18 protein-coding genes are annotated in these 19,549 nt (G+C 43.9%); 12 read left to right on the top strand and 6 right to left on the bottom strand.

What is annotated here, in order from left to right:
• Positions 1 to 4: 4 nt before the first annotated feature.
• Complete coding sequence (locus QZU58_RS00885) at positions 5 to 2,191, top strand: alpha-amylase (protein WP_294493909.1); 2,187 nt, start codon at positions 5 to 7, stop codon at positions 2,189 to 2,191.
• A gap of 176 nt (positions 2,192 to 2,367) precedes the next feature.
• Here QZU58_RS00885 and ribA read toward each other — a convergent pair whose 3' ends face one another.
• Together ribA and QZU58_RS00875 are read right to left on the bottom strand one after the other, a co-directional pair.
• Positions 2,368 to 3,006 carry a GTP cyclohydrolase II gene (ribA, locus tag QZU58_RS00880; protein WP_294493906.1) on the bottom strand — a complete coding sequence of 213 codons (639 nt, stop codon included), beginning with the start codon at positions 3,004 to 3,006 and terminating at the stop codon, positions 2,368 to 2,370.
• 11 nt (positions 3,007 to 3,017) lie between these two features.
• A complete protein-coding gene (locus QZU58_RS00875; protein ID WP_294493903.1) occupies positions 3,018 to 4,625 on the bottom strand; it encodes a hypothetical protein in 1,608 nt (535 codons plus the stop codon).
• Between the two features lie 353 nt (positions 4,626 to 4,978).
• On the opposite strand from QZU58_RS00875, the gene QZU58_RS00870 reads away from it, so the two are divergent.
• Positions 4,979 to 5,386, top strand: coding sequence for a hypothetical protein (locus QZU58_RS00870; RefSeq protein WP_294493900.1), 408 nt, complete (start codon positions 4,979 to 4,981; stop codon positions 5,384 to 5,386).
• A 127-nt stretch (positions 5,387 to 5,513) separates the two neighbouring features.
• Here QZU58_RS00870 and QZU58_RS00865 read toward each other — a convergent pair whose 3' ends face one another.
• Positions 5,514 to 6,158 carry a L,D-transpeptidase family protein gene (locus QZU58_RS00865; RefSeq protein WP_294493897.1) on the bottom strand — a complete coding sequence of 215 codons (645 nt, stop codon included), beginning with the start codon at positions 6,156 to 6,158 and terminating at the stop codon, positions 5,514 to 5,516.
• 187 nt (positions 6,159 to 6,345) lie between these two features.
• On the opposite strand from QZU58_RS00865, the gene parC reads away from it, so the two are divergent.
• From parC to QZU58_RS00845, 4 genes are all read left to right on the top strand, one after another.
• On the top strand, positions 6,346 to 8,661 hold the full coding sequence (gene parC, locus QZU58_RS00860) for a DNA topoisomerase IV subunit A (RefSeq protein ID WP_294493894.1): 2,316 nt from the start codon (positions 6,346 to 6,348) through the stop codon (positions 8,659 to 8,661).
• 18 nt (positions 8,662 to 8,679) lie between these two features.
• On the top strand, positions 8,680 to 9,441 hold the full coding sequence (locus QZU58_RS00855) for a 1-acylglycerol-3-phosphate O-acyltransferase (RefSeq protein WP_294461423.1): 762 nt from the start codon (positions 8,680 to 8,682) through the stop codon (positions 9,439 to 9,441).
• A 63-nt stretch (positions 9,442 to 9,504) separates the two neighbouring features.
• Entirely contained in the window at positions 9,505 to 10,059 is a 555-nt protein-coding gene (locus QZU58_RS00850) for a YggT family protein (RefSeq protein ID WP_294461421.1), read from the top strand.
• Positions 10,060 to 10,359: a DUF167 family protein gene (locus tag QZU58_RS00845; protein WP_294493890.1), complete on the top strand. Its 300-nt coding sequence runs from the start codon at positions 10,060 to 10,062 to the stop codon at positions 10,357 to 10,359. It begins immediately after the preceding gene.
• 99 nt (positions 10,360 to 10,458) lie between these two features.
• Here the strand turns inward: QZU58_RS00845 and proC are convergent, their stop codons facing one another.
• The gene (gene proC, locus QZU58_RS00840; RefSeq protein WP_294461415.1) at positions 10,459 to 11,283 is read right to left on the bottom strand and encodes a pyrroline-5-carboxylate reductase; all 825 of its coding nucleotides are present in this window, start codon (positions 11,281 to 11,283) and stop codon (positions 10,459 to 10,461) included.
• Positions 11,284 to 11,432: 149 nt separating this feature from the next.
• Positions 11,433 to 12,173, bottom strand: a complete 741-nt coding sequence (locus QZU58_RS00835; protein WP_294461413.1) for a YggS family pyridoxal phosphate-dependent enzyme — start codon at positions 12,171 to 12,173, stop codon at positions 11,433 to 11,435.
• 97 nt (positions 12,174 to 12,270) lie between these two features.
• Between QZU58_RS00835 and QZU58_RS00830 the strand changes: the two genes are divergently transcribed.
• The 5 genes from QZU58_RS00830 to QZU58_RS00810 all read left to right on the top strand — a co-directional run bounded on the left by QZU58_RS00830 (position 12,271) and on the right by QZU58_RS00810 (position 16,729).
• Entirely contained in the window at positions 12,271 to 13,344 is a 1,074-nt protein-coding gene (locus tag QZU58_RS00830) for a type IV pilus twitching motility protein PilT (RefSeq protein WP_294461411.1), read from the top strand.
• 14 nt (positions 13,345 to 13,358) lie between these two features.
• Positions 13,359 to 14,483 carry a PilT/PilU family type 4a pilus ATPase gene (locus QZU58_RS00825; protein WP_294461410.1) on the top strand — a complete coding sequence of 375 codons (1,125 nt, stop codon included), beginning with the start codon at positions 13,359 to 13,361 and terminating at the stop codon, positions 14,481 to 14,483.
• A gap of 203 nt (positions 14,484 to 14,686) precedes the next feature.
• Positions 14,687 to 14,869 (top strand): 4Fe-4S binding protein, encoded by a 183-nt coding sequence (locus tag QZU58_RS00820; protein WP_294461409.1) that lies wholly within the window; start codon positions 14,687 to 14,689, stop codon positions 14,867 to 14,869.
• A 114-nt stretch (positions 14,870 to 14,983) separates the two neighbouring features.
• Positions 14,984 to 15,949 (top strand): iron ABC transporter permease, encoded by a 966-nt coding sequence (locus QZU58_RS00815; RefSeq protein ID WP_294461406.1) that lies wholly within the window; start codon positions 14,984 to 14,986, stop codon positions 15,947 to 15,949.
• Positions 15,950 to 15,955: 6 nt separating this feature from the next.
• Positions 15,956 to 16,729: an ABC transporter ATP-binding protein gene (locus QZU58_RS00810; protein WP_294493887.1), complete on the top strand. Its 774-nt coding sequence runs from the start codon at positions 15,956 to 15,958 to the stop codon at positions 16,727 to 16,729.
• A gap of 105 nt (positions 16,730 to 16,834) precedes the next feature.
• Here the strand turns inward: QZU58_RS00810 and nadB are convergent, their stop codons facing one another.
• Positions 16,835 to 18,466 (bottom strand): L-aspartate oxidase, encoded by a 1,632-nt coding sequence (gene nadB, locus QZU58_RS00805; RefSeq protein WP_294460078.1) that lies wholly within the window; start codon positions 18,464 to 18,466, stop codon positions 16,835 to 16,837.
• 496 nt (positions 18,467 to 18,962) lie between these two features.
• Here nadB and rpoE point away from each other — a divergent pair, with 496 nt between their 5' ends.
• Positions 18,963 to 19,547 carry an RNA polymerase sigma factor RpoE gene (gene rpoE, locus QZU58_RS00800; RefSeq protein WP_294460081.1) on the top strand — a complete coding sequence of 195 codons (585 nt, stop codon included), beginning with the start codon at positions 18,963 to 18,965 and terminating at the stop codon, positions 19,545 to 19,547.
• The last annotated feature ends 2 nt before the right edge of the window (positions 19,548 to 19,549 follow it).

Here is a 19,549-nt window from a genome sequence, read left to right as displayed (position 1 = left end):
ATTTATGAACAAATTTTTGTTATCAACTCTGGCTCTGGCAGTTTCTGTCGGAGTTTACGGCTGTAACAGCGACAATTCTGTAGGTCAGGGCCCTGTTGCAAAACAGGTAAAGGAGCAGGCGACTTTAACCGGTAAGCTTGATAATAAGCCCGTATATATCTATGTTGACGGTGTAAATGCTGGTTCTTCAAGTGAATTTAAACTTCATGAGAAGAATAATGTTTACAAGGCATCTGTTGCACTTGAGAAAGGTACCTATAAGATTAAGCTGGGTGATGCAGGTTTAACCTGTGGTACCACCTTCGGCCCAGATGCTGATGCAAAGATTACCTTTGGTACTGCAACACAAATGTCAAACTGTGCCAAGGGCGAATTCGAACTTAAGGTTCTGCTTCCAAGTACCTACGATTTTACTCTCAATTATACCAAGGACACACCTACATTAAGTATCTTAAGAGGTACAAGAAAGGTTGAGGTTAAGCGTCAGCCTCCTGCTGTCGATTGTGATAAGTGGGATGGTGGCCCTGTAACTGCTAATGTTTCTAAGGCATGGAAGAACGGCACTAAGGTTAGGGATGCATATTCAGGCCAGACTGCAGTTGTTAAGAACGGAAAGGTTACAATGACTCCTGCGGCTTCAAGTGAAGGTATTCTTCTTCTCGAAGAAGCTAAAGATATACCGGTACCTGAATTCAGCTGGGATAATGCCAATGTTTACTTTATGTTAACCGACCGTTTTAATAACGGAGATAAGTCTAATGACCATTCATACGGTAGAAAATTTGATGGTGAGGATGAAATCGGTACATGGCATGGCGGTGATTTCAAGGGTATAACTCAAAAGCTTGATTATCTTAAGAAGCTTGGTATTAATGCCATCTGGGTTACTCCTATTGTAGAACAGTCTCACGGTTTCATTGGCGGTGGTGTTGAACAGTCATTCCCGTTCTACGCTTATCACGGTTACTGGGCAATGGACTTTACCAAGATTGACAAGAACCTTGGTTCTGAAGCCGATTTCCAGGAATTTATCGATGAAGCTCATAAGAGAGGAATAAGAGTACTTGTTGACGTGGTAATGAATCATGGCGGCCATCCAACTCTTAAGGACCTTCAGGATTTGAATCTTCCTGAACTTGTTAATAAGAAGGATCAGCTCCCTGACGATTACTCAGACTTTAAGCCTGTAGGTATGTTCGGTACCTGGAGCAGTGTAAACGCCTTCATAAATACCAAGTCTAAGGATTGGAACAAGTGGTGGGGACCTGATTGGGTAAGAGCCGGTTTACCTGGATATCCTGAACCTGGTGTCGGTGATGCCGACATGGCTGTAGGCGGTCTTCCTGACTTCCTTACTGAAAGCACCAAGACCGTATCACTTCCGTATTTCTTAAAGCACAAGAAGGATACCAATGCAGTAGATTTACCTAATGCAACGATTGTGGATTATCTTGTGAGCTGGCATACTTACTATGTCAGAAAATTCGGTGTTGACGGTTTCAGAGGTGATACCGTAAAGCATGTGGACCCAATTGCATGGAAGAAGCTGAATGAATCTGCTGTTAAGGCATTAAAGGAATGGAAGGCTGAAAATCCTACCAAGAAGCTTGATGACTTACCATTCTTTATGGTTGGTGAAGTATGGGATCACGGTGTGGCCAGAGATTTATGGTATGACAACGGATTCTCAAGTATTATCAATTTCGATTATCAGAAAGAATCAATGACTTACACTCAGTGTATGAAGACTGCTGATGATACTTACTCCAAGTATGCCAGAATGATTAGCGGTGATCCTGGGTTTAATGCTCTGTCTTATATTTCATCTCACGATACAAAACTCTTCTTTGGTGATTATAAGGACTTTGCACTTCAGAAGCGTGCTGCTAACAGCTTTATGATGCTTCCTGGTCAGGTTCAGATTTATTACGGTGATGAGTCAGGTCGTGATCTGATGAAGGATGGCGGTTATATCGACCAGTCTGTACGTTCAGACATGAACTGGGGTGATCTGAGTAAGCCTGAGTATAAGGATCTTGTTGAGCACTGGTCAATTCTTGGTAACTTCCGCCTGAAGCATCCTTCAGTAGCTGCCGGTAAGCACACCACCATCTCCATGTCTCCGTATACATTCATGCGTAACAACGGTAAAGATAAGGTTGTTATTGTATCTGCGGGCAGAAGAGGTTAGTTGGATCCCGTAGCCCATCCTGTGGATAGGCCATAAATTAAAAGCTCTCCAATCGGAGAGCTTTTTTCATTGCTGTTACTTGAGATTTTCACGGAAACATTGACGAAGCCCATTTGCGCTTACGTACGGATGAATTCACAATTCGGTATGACTGATATAAAGTTCCATTTTCTTTATCAGTGGTTACCGTGGGTAAGCAGGTGTCCCATTCTGTCTTCCTTGGTGTCCAGATAGTTTTCGTTATACTTGTTACGTCCAACTTCAATAGCCACACGTTCCACCACGTTGATGTTGTATTTTTTCATTTCTGCAACCTTAAGTGGATTGTTAGTCATGAGTTTAATTGATTTAACTTTCAGATAGTTGAACATCTCAGCACATATTTCATAGTGTCTTGCGTCAGCCGGAAAACCCAGATGCAGATTCGCATCAACGGTATCCAGGCCTTTATCCTGAAGGTGATATGCCTTGATCTTATTAAACAGTCCTATGCCTCTGCCTTCCTGTCTTACGTACAGGAGAACTCCTCTTTTTTCCTTTGCAATCTGCTTCATTGCAGCTTCAAGCTGGAAGCCGCAGTCGCATTTAAGGCTGAACATTGTATCTCCGGTCAGACATTCTGAGTGAATTCTGGCCAGTACCGGTTCATCAGAGGAGATGTCACCCATGTAAACTGCGGCATGTTCCTTATTCTGCTCGTCCTTAAAGGCGATAATATTAAATACTCCAAATGGGGTGGGCAGGTTTGCACTTTCCGTAACATCAGTGATGTGGTATCCGGTCTGTTCCTTGATTGATTCGTTGTTTTCAGTCATGGTCTCTTCTTTTATTTGGCTTCAAGAAATTGCTGTATTTTTTCGTGAACGGCACTCTGATTTGACAAATCATTACGCTGCTCTTCCGGCAGATTCGGATTTGTGGAATAAAGTTTTTCCAGCTTTGACAATATACCATAAAGTTTCGGATTTATACTGAACTGTTCCTTGTCTCTGAGATTGTCAATACTTTCCGGAATAAGTGCCAGAATGTGTGAATCATGTATTGTTTTGGTTGTTTTAATCGTTGTAAGCTCGTCATATTCAATTTGTCCTACAAGCGGGTTAAAGTATGCGGGGGTTCTGTATGGGGTAGTAGATTCCTTGTCATTGATTTCTTGCTTAATCAGCGGTAATGAGGCTATTCCTGTAGCAGAGAAAATTATTGTCAGTAAAGGAATAATCCACGCAAGCTGTCCAACGAGGAAGTTTGATTTTGTCTGATAGAAGACTGTTCTGTCTTCGTAGTCAACGTCATAACACCAGCAGTATGAAACAAGTAACAGAACCATTAGGTAGGATTCTTCAAATATATCGGTGTATAAGGCGAAGATCAGTAACGGCATGATGACACAGAAGGAACTTACGGTGTGAGTGTTTCTAGGAGAGAATTTAAAATAGTTCCTGTAGATCCACAACAGAGCCGTGAATATGGCAAGAAATCCGACTGCTCCGGCTCCTATAATAACTTTTGATACGGTACTTATGCCGGTTTTGAAAGGGAGGAAAAGATCGTTGTTGACCAGATAATGCAGTATGGTGCTGTTTGCGGTATCATATCCGGTTCCGATAACCAGATGCGGACTGATTATCTGGGCATAGGTATCCATTGAATATTCAGTAAAGTTATGTGTGGTACTGCTTATGCATGATGAGCATGTTATAACCACTGACAGTATGGATATTACTAAAAGGCTGAACCCGAAAACAGTTTTCTGTCCCTGTTTTAAGATGGCTATCCCCGAAATGAGGGTTGTCAGACATACTGTTGAAATTGTCAGAACTGAGGAACACGTTGATAATTCCAAAACCAGCATTACAGCTATAGCAGCTGATACAACATTGCTGATTTTTCTTATTTTTCCTGATTCACAATCTGACGAGGCCACAAAGATAAGAGCTGTGAGTCCCCACACGATCCCTGTTACGTGATTTGCGGAAATGGAGAGATGTTCGCTGAAATCTGAATTTAAATGTATGAGCAGAAGCTCCAATGCCGCTCCGGCAGGAATTAGCAGAATGAGCAGTTTTTTCAGATTAACGACTCTGTACAGCTGGTAGTAGGCAAAAAATGTTAATCCGAAAAAGAGAGCTCCTATTGCAGGTGTGAGGGAAGGATTGTCGTGAACTGCATAATGATATATTGCCGGCACTGTAAATAAAACTGCAGTCAGGGACAGCATTTTGAAAGATGAATTTAGAGTTATTTCCTTGCGTGCCGCAACACTCCAGAATCCTAAAGCAATTATGCATGAAGCAACTGCAAGGGTGAACAGATTGTTTGAACTGCCGAGCCCTAATGCTGAAGTTGAACCATCCAGCAGACTGATGTGTGAAAAGAACAGAAAAAATGTCGTTATCAGAGTAATGAACAGGAAATTAATGAGAGTCTTCTGCATTTTGTTTATCCGTGTCGCTTCATCGGTAGTTATATTGATACATCCGGACCGATTAGGCTTTCAGGTCCTTGCGCTTACTGGTTTGTCGTAATCTATGGTTGTATTTATTTATCATATGGTTAATAATCTATAACCATGCCGTAGATAACCTTTTATTTTATCACAATGAGAGTATTATTTCGACTTTTGCGTTAAATATCATTCAGAACGACAGTTGGTTGCCTGAATATGTGATTGAGGAAGGTGGCTCGGATGTAAGTATTACGACAGACTGTTATTTTCTGTTGAAGTGAATGTGAAAGGATAAGGCTCTGAGTTTTTCGTTTAAATTTGAGCCGTGAATAAGGTTTTGTATGGAAAACAATGAAGTATATGAACTGGATGACGCTGTCGTATCCAGAATGGTTTCAGATGCGTTCAACGTCATTCAGGAGTCAATAAGTGTTGATCTTGAGAACGGCAACATAACGGAAGATGATATAGCCTGTTTTAATAAAGCCGTTGAGGAAGATTCTCTTTACCAGGGAGTGGTAAGACCTCCGATGTACAACTGGGGAGAAATGGATGAAACTCTTGAGGACCTGCTGAGTGATGAACTTGAGGCTTATAACTTTGCCGAAATATACATGGCCAAGCCGGACGATGATGGCAATGAACATGTATTTGCAGTGGTACTTCTCAAGGTGAATCAGCCTGATGATGAACCGGGATTTGCATGCCTTAAGTGGAATCCGGAAGGCTATGCGGAGATGCTTGGCTGAGATTTTGTTCCGAATCAGGCCGTTTTTGCTGAATCCGGTGCAGGACACTGGCTGAATCCTGATAATGTCCGTGATTCAGCTCCGTAGTCCGTTCTATGCTGATGATTTAAGCTCTTCTTATCTCCGCTTACGGCTTGATTTCAATAACGGTTCCCGGAGATACCAGTTCTATGAATTCGTCCATATCATCATTGAGAAGTGCTATGCAGCCGTTTGTCCAGTTTGAAGACTGCAGACCCGGAGTCGGATTATCTTTAACATAGGGCTGTCCGTGAACCATAATCATTCCACCAGGTTTCTTCCCCATGGATTTTGCATATTCTATGTCCGTCTTATTTGGGTATGATATGTGGAATGACTTGTGGAATCTTGAATTCGGATTAATGTAGTCGAGAATATATGTCCCTTCAGGAGTTTTCTTGTCTCCTTCAAAATGCTTGTGTCCCTTCGGATTCTCGCCAAGAGCTATGTAGTATGATTTTACGAGTTTTCCCTTGCGGTACAGAAAAAGTCTGTATGTTGATTTCTGAACCACTACCTTATCCACGGAATCGTTTTTAAAAATGTACTGGGAGAAAGGTATCTTTGTCGTGTTGAGTTTTGTGTAATCCGCACGTTCATCGTATTCCGGAGTTTCCAGCAGTGCTTCGATAAAAATCGCAAAAGGAAGGCTTGTTCCGGCAGTTTGGGCATTTTCTGCATGAGCGTTGCCGGTAACAAGGAAAAGAATAAAAGAAATAATAGCCAAAGCAGTATATTTTAGTGATTTCATCGTAATCATTGCGGTATCAGTAACATAGTCCTGTGGAGAGGTGCTTAATTATATTCTTTTTTTGGATTTTTTTTAGGTTATTTTAATACTTTCCGCACGGCTATTTCATGTCCTCTGCCGTCAGTTTGTGGAGAATAATGGTTATTCTTAGAGTATAATATTACAGTTTACGGAGAGTTTTTCTGATATGGATGAGAAAAAAATGAGCTATGAGGGAGTTGAACAGCTCCCGTTGGAAAATTTTACGGAGTCCGCATATCTTAACTATGCCATGGCCGTTATCAGGGATCGAGCACTGCCACACATAAGTGATGGACTAAAGCCCGTGCAGAGACGTATTATTTACGCCATGGATCGTCTCGGACTCAGTGCCACATCCAAGTTTATGAAGTCCGCAAGAACCGTGGGTGATGTTTTGGGTAAGTATCATCCGCACGGCGATTCCTCCTGTTATGGAGCCATGGTTCTCATGGCTCAGGATTTTTCATACCGCTATCCGCTTGTGGACGGTCAGGGTAACTGGGGACATCCTGACGAGCCTAATTCTTTCGCAGCCATGCGTTACACCGAATCCAGACTGTCAAAATTTTCAGAGGTGCTCCTTTCCGAACTGGGTCTGGGGTGTACTGAATACGTGTCAAACTTTGACGGTTCCATGCAGGAACCGAAGTATCTTCCGGCCAGACTTCCGCATATTCTCCTGAACGGTACTTCTGGTATTGCAGTAGGTATGGCAACCAATATTCCTCCGCATAACGTTAATGAAGTCACTGCCGCCTGTATTCACATGCTGGAGAATCCGAAGGCTACTGTAGATGCTCTCATGCAGTTTATTAAAGGCCCGGATTATCCGACTGAAGCTGAAATTATTTCCTCTCCTTCCGAAATTAAAAAGATTTATGAGACAGGTCGCGGCACGGTCAGAATGAGAGCCGTTTACAGGGTGGAAAAAGGGGAGATTATCATAACTGCACTCCCGTATCAGACCCGAGGGGCTGATATAGTTCAGAAAATTGCAGAGCTTATGAATGCCAAAAAGCTTCCTATGCTCAGCAATATCCGTGATGAAACGTCAGACAAGTGCAGAATAGTTCTGGTGCCTAAGTCAAACAGGGTTGACGTTGATAAGATGATGTCTCATCTGTTTGCCCTGCCTAAACTGGATCTTGAAAAAACCTATTCGATAAACATCAATATTCTTGGCCTGAACGGCAATCCTGCAGTTAAGACGCTGCCGGAAATTCTGAGTGAATGGCTTGAATTCAGATGTGACACCGTAAGACGCCGCATAACTACCAGACTTGATAAGATAAATGCCAGACTGCATCTTATTGACGGCCTGCTTATTGCCTTCCTGAACATTGATGAGGTTATACGCATTATCAGGGAAGAGGACAAGCCGAAACAGATTCTGATGGACAGGTTTAATCTGTCCGATACGCAGGCGGAATATATACTCGAAACCAAACTTCGTCAGCTGGCCAGAATTTCCGAAATGGCACTGACTGCGGAAAAGGAAGATTTGGAAAAGCAGAAGAACGAGCTCAGTGCTCTTCTGTCATCTCCTACCAAGTTTAAGAATCTTATCAAGAAGGAATTGAAAGCAACTGCCGCAGAGTATGGTGATGAGCGCAGAAGTCCTATTGTTCAGAGAGAGGTTGCACAGGTTATTTCGGAAAGGGATCTGACGCCTGCCGAGCCGGTCACCGTTGTTCTTTCAAAAATGGGGTGGGTAAGGGCCGCCAAGGGATATCTGGATAATCCTGAATCTCTGTCATACAAACAGGGGGATGAGTATCTTGATTCCGTCTTCTGCAAGTCAAACATGCCGGCCGTATTTCTTTCGAGCAAGGGAAAGGCCTACACCCTTGACGTAAGCGCCATGCCGTCTGCCCGCGGTCAGGGTGAGCCGCTTACCAGCAAGCTTGGACTTGAGGCCGGTGAAACCGTTGAAACCGTAATAAGCTCATCAGAAAGCGATTTTTATCTTATCGGTACTGATGCGGGATACGGCTTCGTATGCACATTTGCCGACATGCTGAGTTACACCATGAACGGTAAAAGTTTTATAAATCTTACCGAAAATGCCAAAGTTCTGAAACCTGTTCGCATAGATAATCTGGACAATTCACTGTGTCTCATTGTTTCAAATATCGGTAAGATGCTGGTGTTTAAGGTTAGTGAGCTTCCACGTCTTTCAAAAGGCAAGGGAAACAGAATGATTAACATTCCTACCGAAAGAGCCCAGTCAAGAGATGAGTATGTGGTGGCATATACCGTTCTTACTCCTGATGATTCCGCAGTGATTCATGCCGGAAAACGTCACTTGACCGTTACTCCGTCAGAGATAGACACATACCAGAACACCAGGGGGCGCAGGGGGATTACTCTTCCGAGAGGTCTGCAGAAGGTGAGCTTCATTGAGAAAATTCAGTCAAAGAATCTGACAGAGACTGAACCGCAGAAATCTCCTGATGATATCGTAAAAGATTCAAATATTTAATAACTACAGGAAAATAAGATGATTTTAGTATTTCGTGTTGTTTTGTTGATCATACTGGCAATTTTATGGCTGATTTTCGGCCTGACCGTATGTATTTTCAGACCGTTTCATAAAGGTAACATATATTGCCTGACCCAGATGTTAAGATGCGGAAGATGGGCTATCGGCGTTAAGGTTGACAGCAGGATTGACGTTAAGGCCATACGTGAGCAGATGCCTGCAGTAATGGTCGGCAACCATCAGTTTAACTGGGACATTATAGTCATGGCAGACGTTCCTCAGCCCGGAACGGCGTGTATCGGTAAAAAAAGTCTCATGTTTGCGCCAATTTTCGGTCTGCTGTTTTTCCTTACCGGAAACATCTTTATTGAAAGAGATAAGTCTTCAAAAGCCGGAAATGAGATTCTGAAGATTGTTGACGTTATTAAAAAGAAAAAGAAATCAATTTGGATTTTCCCTGAAGGTCACCGTTCAAAGGGACAGGGGCTGCAGTCATTTAAAAACGGTGCCGTGAATATTGCAAGTCAGGCAGATGTTAAGATTCTGCCGTTTGCCATTTCCTCATACAAAATTGATCTGAACAGATGGGATAACGGCAGGGTAATTGTCAGATCACTGCCTCCGGTATCCGTTGCCGGACTTGACAGAAAGGGACTGAAGGAGACCACTCGTCAGCTTCATGACTCAATCAGTGCCTGTATAGATGAGATGGATCGTGAAACCGGATTTAAAAGGGAAGAGACCGTAAACGGTACTCCGTCTGACGGAAAGGTAGAATAAAACTATTTTTCGTTCCCTGCTTTATTTTCATGCAGTACGGATCGATTATTTATAAGGAACAATATGCTTACACTTTTGTTTTCGCTGCCCGTGGTCTTTCTGATTTACATTCCCGGAATGATATTTTTTCTGCGATTTCTGATGGAATATGCGGGAGTGGATTTTTATCATCCGTTCAGTCAGCTGATTTTTAAGATTACCGCTCCGTTCTTAAAGGTTTTCAACAACCTGCGCATAGGAAACATTAATGTTGCTGCACTGCTGAATATGATCCTGATTTCCTATGTGCTGTTATGCGTGTTTTTTATGGAAGGATTCAGCCCGAAGCTTATGGCTGTGATGTTTGCGGATAATCTGTTCTTCGTGATATGGATGATTATGGAGATCCTCATTATACTGCTTCTTATAACTGCGGTTCTCAGCTGGATTCCTTCGGCATACAGAACAGGTGTGTACTTTATGACGTTGCTTAAACCGCTGACAGGAGTGTTTGACAGGTTTATTCCGAGAATCGGTTATATTTCCCTGTCTTTTCTGGTAGTCTTTCTGTTAATGCAGTTTATTGACGGGACGGTAATGCCAAGACTTTTGTTCATGATGATACAGAAGGGGTTGTAAGTGAGTCCTCTGCAGGTAAAAGATGGGAAAATGGTAATTAATGTCACCGTTGTTCCAAAGTCAAGCAGGGATGCCATAGTCGGTATTCTGGGGGATTCCGTCAAGGTTGCCGTTACGGCACCTCCGGTTGACGGAAAGGCTAATGCTTATGTATGCAAATTCCTGGCCGGTGAGTTCAAAACCGCAAAGAGCAATGTTTCCATCATAAAAGGGGAAACCAGCAAGCATAAAACAATAGAAATCAGGGAATACAGAAATATTCCTCCGATACTGAGAGAGTTTGTGACAGATTCCGAATAGTGTCGGGCCCGCAGTTTTATCACGGCTTTTCAGTAAAAAAGGAGAGCGGCATTGCCGCTCTCCTTAATTAATTTTGGTCCGATTATTCAGTGGGAGAGCTTAGAACTGCTTGGACATTTCCTCTGCTCTCTTCTTGCAGGCATCAAGAGCTCGAGAAACAAGATCATTCAGATTTCCGTCGTTGAATACCTTTAATGCTTCATATGTGGTACCACCCTTGGATGTTACGGCTTCTCTTAACTGGGCAATGGATTTGTCCTGATTGTTGATAACCATTTGAGCAGATCCCAGAATAACCTGTTCAAGCATGGATCTTGCGTCCTTTTCTGAAAAACCGTATTCGGCAGCCTTATTGGCCATGCATTCAAGGAAAAGGAAGAAGTATGCCGGAGCGCTGCCTGAAAGGGAGGTAATATTGTCGATCCCTTCTTCTGAGTCAACCCATACGGTTTTACCGCAGCAGCCGAGAAGATCTTCTGCGAACTTTCTGTCATCGTCGGTGGCATTTGCCGCAGGATAGAGTCCTGCCATTCCCAAGCCGATGAGGGCAGGTGTGTTTGGCATGACGCGGACAATGCGGCTGAGTCCCGGAACAAGCTCCGCAATTCTGGATGTGGTGACACCGGCCATTATGGATATTAACAGCTTTTTGCCGAAATCAATGCCTGATGCGGCGAACTGGTTTAATACGTCACGCATCATCTGAGGCTTAACTGCCATTACCACAATATCCGCATTTCTGACGGCTTCAACATTGTCGGTAAGACCATTAATGCCGAAGGTGGCCTTTAGAGTCTCGATTTCTTCAGCGAAGGGTGTGGATACGGTTACCATTTCCTTTGGGTAGCCTGCATTAAGAATGCCTTTAATAAGGCTCTTGCCCATGTTTCCGCCACCAATGAATGTAATATTGCGGTGCTGCATTATTTATTCCTTAGATGGACAAGTCCATCATTAAGATTAAGTTAAACATAAAAGATGCTCTGCCGTAGTTAATACATCCCATGCAACAGAGCCGTACAAAAGTATTCGTTTTCCCGGGCCGTTACTGACGGCCCTTGCAGGAGCAGAATTTAACCTGCATAGGTTGTGTCCACTGCCGGAATTTTGGTCTTGTCCGGATATTCCCTGGCCCCGAATATGGCTGTTCCTATGCGGATTTCGGTACTGCCGCAGGCAATGGCTTCAGCCATGTCACCGGTCATTCCCAGTGAGAGTTCTGAAATATTCTCGTCATTTGACTTCATGCTTTCAAATTTCTGCTGGAGGCGTGCGAACTGAGCGGTGATTTCGGAACTTTCAGTGGTGTTTTCCGCTACCCCCATAAGTCCGATGAGGCGCAGGTTTGCCGCTGACCGGACATATGATGCAATTTCATCTATTTCATCGAAGGTACAGCCGGATTTCTGAGGTTCTGAACTTATGTTCACCTGAATGAGAATGTCCAAAGGCGGCAGATTTGCGGGGCGCTGTTCGTTCAGCCTCTTGGCTATTTTGATTCGGTCAAGGCTTTCAACAATATCAAAACATTCTGCGATGATTTTTGTCTTGTTTGACTGTATCGGACCGATGAAGTGCCATGTTATGTCCTTATATCCCATGGACCGGATTTCTTTGATTTTTAATTCGGCTTCCTTTGCGTATGATTCCCCGAATCTTCTCTGACCCGCCGCATATGCCTCAATGATTTTTTCCACCGGTTTTGTCTTACTTACTGCAAGCAGTTTTATATCTTTTACCTTTCGGTGAGACTGATTCGCAAATTTGAGAATTAAGTCTTGCACATTGAGAAGGTTTTCTTGTATTGTACTCATATTGGTTTTATACTCAGTAATTAACGTTGTATTAATAGTTTTGATTATTAGTAATAAATTTTTGCATAGCACAAAGTCTTCATAAGAGAGATTTCACATGGATATTTTAGATTTATTGCATTATGGTGTAAAGAATAATGCATCAGATTTACACCTTTCAGCAGGCGTGCCGCCAATGATTCGTGTCGATGGTGACATGCGTAAACTTAAGGTTACCGACAGCGCTACCCTCGAAGTTACTGACATGCCTCCTTTGGACGTATCAACCATTCATAATCTGGTATACGATATCATGAATGACTTCCAGCGTAAGGAATTTGAAGAAACGCTGGAATGTGACTTCTCCTTCGAAGTAAAGGGACTGGCCCGTTTCCGTGTGAACGTGTTTAATCAGAATCGCGGTATGGCGGTTGTATTCCGTACAATTCCTTCAAAGGTTCTTACTTTGGAAGAACTGCATTGTCCTGACGTGTTCAAAAAGATTGCAAGTTATCCGAGAGGTCTGGTTCTGGTAACAGGTCCTACAGGTTCAGGTAAGTCCACTACTCTGGCAGCAATGGTTGACTATGTTAATGAAACACAGCACAGCCATATTCTTACAATTGAGGACCCTATCGAATTCGTGCATCAGAACAAGAACTGTCTGGTAAATCAGCGTGAAGTTCATCGTGATACCCAGTCATTCAGTAATGCTCTGCGTTCTGCACTCCGTGAAGACCCTGATATCATTCTGGTGGGCGAATTGCGAGACCTTGAAACCATCCGTCTGGCACTGACTGCCGCAGAAACCGGTCACCTTGTGTTCGGTACACTGCATACCAACTCTGCCGCAAAGACCATCGACCGTATCATTGACGTATTCCCGGGTGCGGAAAAAGACATGGTGCGTTCAATGCTTTCAGAATCCCTGAGAGCGGTTATTTCTCAGACTCTGATGAAGAAGAACGGTGGCGGCCGAGTAGCAGCTCATGAAATCATGATCGGTATCCCTTCAATCAGAAACCTGATTCGTGAAGATAAGATTGCACAGATGTACTCCATGATTCAGACCGGTGCACAGCACGGTATGAAGACATTGGATGCTGACCTCAAGTCATTGGTATCAAGAGGCATTATCAGTGTTGCCGAAGCAAGATCTAAGGCAAAGGATCCTAACGCTATCGTTGGTTAATTGAGGGAATAGCAATGTCACATAATCAACCTTTAAAAATAGACAGATATTTACAGTTCATGAACGAAAACAAGGCTTCCGACCTTTTCTTAACGGTTGACCTTGAACCTGCCGTAAAGCTTGACGGTCACCTGACTCCAATTGAACCGGGTAAGCTTACATATGATCAGGTTTTGGAATTCGTTCAGGAAACTCTTATTGAACGTCCTGATCTTCAGGAACAGTACGTAAATGAAAGGGAAGCAAATTTCGCAATTTACCGTCCTGAACTCGGCCGTTACCGTGTAAGCTGTTTCTGGCAGCTGAACAACCCCGGTGTAGTATTCCGTCGAATTGTTGAAAGAATTCCTACCACTGAAGAACTTCATCTTCCGCCTTCATTCACCAAATGGGTAATGGAAGACCGTGGTTTGCTGCTGTTCGTAGGTGCTACCGGTGCCGGTAAGTCAACCACTCAGGCTGCAATGATCGGTCACCGTAACATGAATTCCGATGGTCATATTCTTACAATTGAAGACCCTATCGAATACGTTCATCATCATCAGCGCTCACTGATTACCCAGCGTGAAGTCGGTACTGATACCGTAAGCTTTGATGCGGCTTTGAAATCAGCCCTCCGTCAGGCTCCGGACGTTATACTGATCGGTGAAATTCGTTCCAAGGAAACCATGGAATTCGCACTCAGCTTTGCGGAAACCGGTCACCTTGTATTGGCAACCCTCCATGCTAACAACGCTAACCAGGCGATTGACCGTATTCTTCACCTGGTTCCGGAAAGCAATCAGCGTCAGATGCTCTTCGACCTTTCCGTAAACCTGAAGGCAATTATCGCTCAGCAGCTGATTGAAACCACCACCGGCGGCAGGCGTGCAGCGTTCGATATTCTGGTAAATACTCCTACAGTTTCCGACTGTCTGCAGAAGAACGAACTGTACAAACTCAAGGATATCATGCTTAAGTCTCCGGATGAAGGCATGACTACCTTCGATAAGAGTCTGTTCGAACTCTACCAGCAGGGTGTTATCAGTTACCATAATGCTCTCCACTTCGCGGATTCTGAAAACGAAGTACGTCTGATGATTAAGCTTGCGGAAGGTGTAAAGGGATCAGACGAAATGTCAAACATTGTGTTTGAATAATAAAGGAAATCCTTTTAAAGAGCTCGTTTATACATCGGGAAGGCATGTGTTAAAGCAACGTATGCCTTCCCTGTTTTTTTATCCCGGGCTTGTATTTACCGATCCTGTTTCATATTTGCTTGATTTTTTGCTCATAAATAAATATATTGAAGTTCATTACGGAGCAGAAAAATACAAAAACAAACAATTACTGGAGTTAAATAATGTTCAAGATTGATTCTGAAAAGTGTACTGACTGTCAGAGTTGCCTCGAAGTGTGTCCATGCGGCGCCATTCATGAAGATGAGAATGCGGAAGTCTGTGTTATTGACGTTGAGCTTTGCGCTGAATGCGGTGCATGTCAGGCTGAATGTCCTTTTGAGGCCATTGAAGAAACAGATGAGTAATCAACAGATTTAATGACTCATTTATTAAATGTCGCATACAGAAGTATGCGACATTTTTTTTAATTTAATTATGTAATACTATAGTACTGAATGGCTATTATTATTGGTTTATCTATGTATAAATATGTATTTCTGACAGTCATATTCGTTTTGCTGTTTTTTCTGTCAATCAATTATGGCGGCAGCGACCTGTCCCTTGCTGAAGCTCTCAGTAATGAGGAATATGCCGAAGTATTCTGGGACATCAGACTTCCGCGTGTTCTCAATGCCATACTCGTAGGATGCCTTCTTGCCGTGTCCGGCGTGGCCTTTCAGGCTGTATTTCAGAATCCGCTGGTGTCACCGGATCTGCTTGGAGCATCAAGCGGGGCCGCACTGGGAACTCTGTTGCTTCTGATGTGCGGTATTTCCGGATTATGGCTTCCTCTCGGAGCTTTGGCAGTGGGCGGATGCGTTACATTAATCTGTGTCACCGTGGCCTGGCTTATAAACAGAAGAGGCAGGTTTAATCAGCTTATTCTGATTCTCACCGGTATTCTGATATCTTCCCTAATCGTTTCGTTTATAAATATTCTTCACTATTTCATGCCGGATGAAGGAACGCTTCTGGGAGCTACCGGTTTTTTGATGGGAACTCTTAACGGTCTTGGGTATCGTGATTTAATGATTCAGGGAGTTTTCGGCGGCCCTGCTTTGGTGCTGATGTATATCTTTGCAAGAAAGCTCAATCTGCTGGTTCTTCCATCTGAAGTCCTTGAAGTACAGGGCATAAATACCAGAGCTCTTTTTATTTTTATTCTTATTCTTGCTTCGGTTGCATCCTGCAGCACCGTGGCAGTCGCCGGAATTATCGGTTGGGTTTCACTTATTATCCCGAATTTTGCCAGAATGTGGGCGGGCGGAGATCACCGAACACTGCTGCCTCTGAGTGCAATTATGGGAAGTAATTTTGTATTGGCTGCCGATCTGCTTTCCAGAACAGTGACCGACGTGGAAATACCAATCGGCATTCTGATTGGCATAATAGGGGCTCCGATGTTTCTGGTGATTATGGCCAGAAACATAAGGTGGGAGGCATAGTACGTCATGATTGTGAATGTTTCCGGGGTTTGTACCCTTAACAACGTCAGAGCTGATTTTTCCCTGTCGTCGGGTAAGATACATGTGATTATCGGAAGCAACGGCAGTGGAAAAACCACCCTGTTGAAGTCGGTTGTCGGCCTGTTGCCCCTCAGAGAGGGAAAAATAACGATAAATGAACATGATTTCGGTCAGCTTGGAAGAAGAGAGCTAAGCCGCTGTTTCGCATTTGTTCCTCAGTTTTTTAATGTATCTCTGCCTCTGCCCGTATCGGAAGTGGTCTCAATGGGGGAGGTTAATTCAGTCAATCCGTTTTCCTTTACCCGTGATAATGAGGAAAAGACAAAAAGAATTCTGGAGGAATGCGGGATCAGTCATCTTGCCGACAGAATGATTAATCAGTTGAGTGGCGGAGAGCTGGCTCTGGTAAGTCTTGCCAGGGCTCTGATGCAGGATTCGGATTTTATAATGCTGGATGAGGTTGATGCCGGACTCGATTTAAAGAGAAAGGATGATTATTACGGACTGATTCTTAAGACTGTTTCCCAAAAGGGAAAAGGTGTGGCCGTCATTACGCATTCTCCTGATTTTATTTTTATGCTGAGGGATGATGATGTGGTACTGGCCGTTACGCCTGAAGGTACCGTTGAACGTAAATACGTCAAGGATGTGACTGAGGCTTTTCTCAGTTATGTGTATGGTGTTCCGCTAAGTTTCATAAAAAGTGAGGCCGGAACGGCTCTGGCCGTGAACAGACAGAGGCGGGACTGCTGCTGTTAACTGAAACTGCCGCTGTGGAATCTGAGACATAACAGTCTGAAAAAAGAAGGCTGTGGAGCGGGGCCCCACAGCCTTCTTGTCTGCATTTATGTCCGAGTGAATACGTTACTGTTGCGGATTTTCAAAAGGAGAAAGAATTGTAGGCTTATAAACGGCCGGTTTGTTAGGATGATCCACATTGTAATGCAGACCTACCGAATCCTTTCTCTTCATGGCACAGCGGACAATAAGTTCAGCAACCTGAAGCAGATTGCGCAACTCAAGAAGATTACTTGAAACACGGAAGTTTGAATAGAATTCATTAACTTCATCCTTGAGCAGCTTAATGCGGTGCATTGCTCTTTCAAGACGCTTGTCCGTTCTGACTATACCGACGTAATCCCACATGGTAAGGCGCAGTTCATGCCAGTTGTGCTGAATGATTACTTCTTCATCGGCATCGGTAACCTGACTTTCATCCCATGCCGGAATAGCAGGAGGATCAATGGCTAACGGCAGTCTTCCCAGAATATCCTTCGCGGCGGCCTGTCCGTAAACAACGCATTCCAGAAGTGAGTTGGATGCGAGTCTGTTGGCACCGTGGAGGCCTGTGTATGAGACTTCACCTACCGCATAAAGACATTCAATGTCCGTTCTGCCTCGACAGTCGACCATTACACCTCCGCAGGTGAAGTGCGCGGCAGGAACGATAGGAATAGGTTCCTTAATGATGTCGATGCCGGATTTCAGACATCTTTCGTAGATTGTAGGGAAGTGCTTGCGAATGAAATCAGGAGTTTTGTGGCTGATGTCGAGATACATGCACTCAACGCCGAGTTTCTTCATTTCGTGGTCGATGGCTCTTGCTACGATGTCGCGCGGAGCCAGTTCTCCTCTCTCATCATAGTCCGGCATGAATCTTGTGCCGTTAGGTCTTTTGAGAAGAGCTCCCTCGCCTCTTAATGCTTCGGTGAGCAGGAAGTTTCTGTCCTTCTGATTGTAAAGGGTTGTCGGATGGAACTGATTGAATTCCATGTTTGCAACGCGACAGCCTGCACGCCATGCTATGGCAATACCGTCGCCTGAACTTACTTCAGGATTGCAGGTATACTGGTATACCTTTGAGGCACCGCCGGTACACAGGGCAACGAATTTGGCCTTTACCGTTTCAACCTTGTTGGTTTCAGTGTTGAAGACGTAAGCTCCGACAACACGGTTTCCGGCGAGATCCAGCTTTCTGGTCGTAATGAGGTCAATCGCATTATGGTGATCCAGAAGAGTGATGTTCGGATTCTCCAGAACTCTGGTGTTCAGTGTTTCCTGGATGGTATGCCCGGTATGATCCGCTGCATGGAAAATTCTTCTGTGTGAGTGACCGCCCTCGCGGTGAAGGTGGTAAGGAGACTGGTCTTCGGAAACGGCTTCTTCCTTCTGATCAAAAGGAACTCCCTGCTGTATCAGCCATTCAATGCTGTCATGCGCATTGCGAAGGGTGAATTCAACCGCATCGGGATCGCAGAGCCCGCCGCCTGCAATTTTGGTATCTTCAATGTGTTCTTCAACCGAGTCGTTATCGTCAGCCGTGTTGAATACGCCGGCGATACCACCCTGGGCATAATTGGTAGACCCGGCACTCAGACCGGATTTGGACAATACGATTACCTTTGCCTTTGATGCCAGACAGAGAGCTAAGGATAGACCGGCTGCACCACTGCCTATAACCAGGACGTCACAATTATGTTCTATGTTACTGTTCATGTTTGAATCTTCTCTCATCCCGGATTTTCCTGACTTTTACAACAGAAAACGAATGTGTGAAAAAGTTAAGAATCCAAAGTATGTATGTTTTGTATAGTTAACAGACGGTTCTCATTTTATCACACATTGACAGGGATGGTTATGGCGGATTTTGGCATTTCATCCTGTCTGACGCCGTGTGCCGGTGTGTATCTGCCGTTAAGAGTCAGGGATGGTGGAGGGGTTGTCCACATGCAGTCTGGATTCAGAATACCACCGTGTTTAGGATATTGTTTATGAAAATCATGATTACTCTCCTTATTGAGCAGATTGCCTGAATTCGGAATTTAGTATGAATATGAGGTAAAAGATTAGATTTTGTATGATAAAATGAGAAGTCGAACGCAGGAACGGACATCGGATGAAACATATATCCGAACATGTCTGAACTTTTATGGAAAACCTCTGTCTTACATTATGTGCATGATAGGGATTAGTTACAGGAATAACTGTCTAAATGAGTGATTTGGAAACCGATCTGCAACTTGTCAGATTGGTACAGCAGGGAAAGAAGCAGGCATTTGACATGCTTGTGAAAAAATACCAGTACAAAGTCATAGGTATAGCCCAGAGATATGTATCAAATCCTGATGATGCACAGGATATCGCCCAGGAGGCTTTTATAAAGACCTACAGGGCTTTGGCTGATTTTCGCGGTGACAGTGCTTTCTATACGTGGCTTTACAGAATTACGGTCAATACTGCCATGAATTTTGTGACGAGCAATGCCAACAAGATGAAATCAGTTGATGTTGATACTCCTGAAATAGAATCGTATGACGGTTCTGAAAAACTTCATGACATTGCCAATCCGGAAAACATCATGGAAGGTGAGGACGCAAGGAAGCTTATTAAAAAGGCTCTCGGTTCCCTGTCGGAGGACCTCAGGCAGGCCATCTGTCTCAGGGAAATTGAGGAAATGTCCTATGAGGATATTGCTGTTGTCATGAATTGTCCGGTGGGTACTGTGAGATCCAGAATATTCAGAGCCAGGGAAATAATAGATAAGTATCTTTCTGAAAAAGCTGAAGTTAACGGCTGAGG

The organism is uncultured Ruminobacter sp. (genome assembly GCA_902764345.1).
Taxonomy (GTDB): Bacteria; Pseudomonadota; Gammaproteobacteria; order Enterobacterales; family Succinivibrionaceae; genus Ruminobacter.
This window is presented reverse-complemented; position numbering and strand designations above follow the sequence as displayed.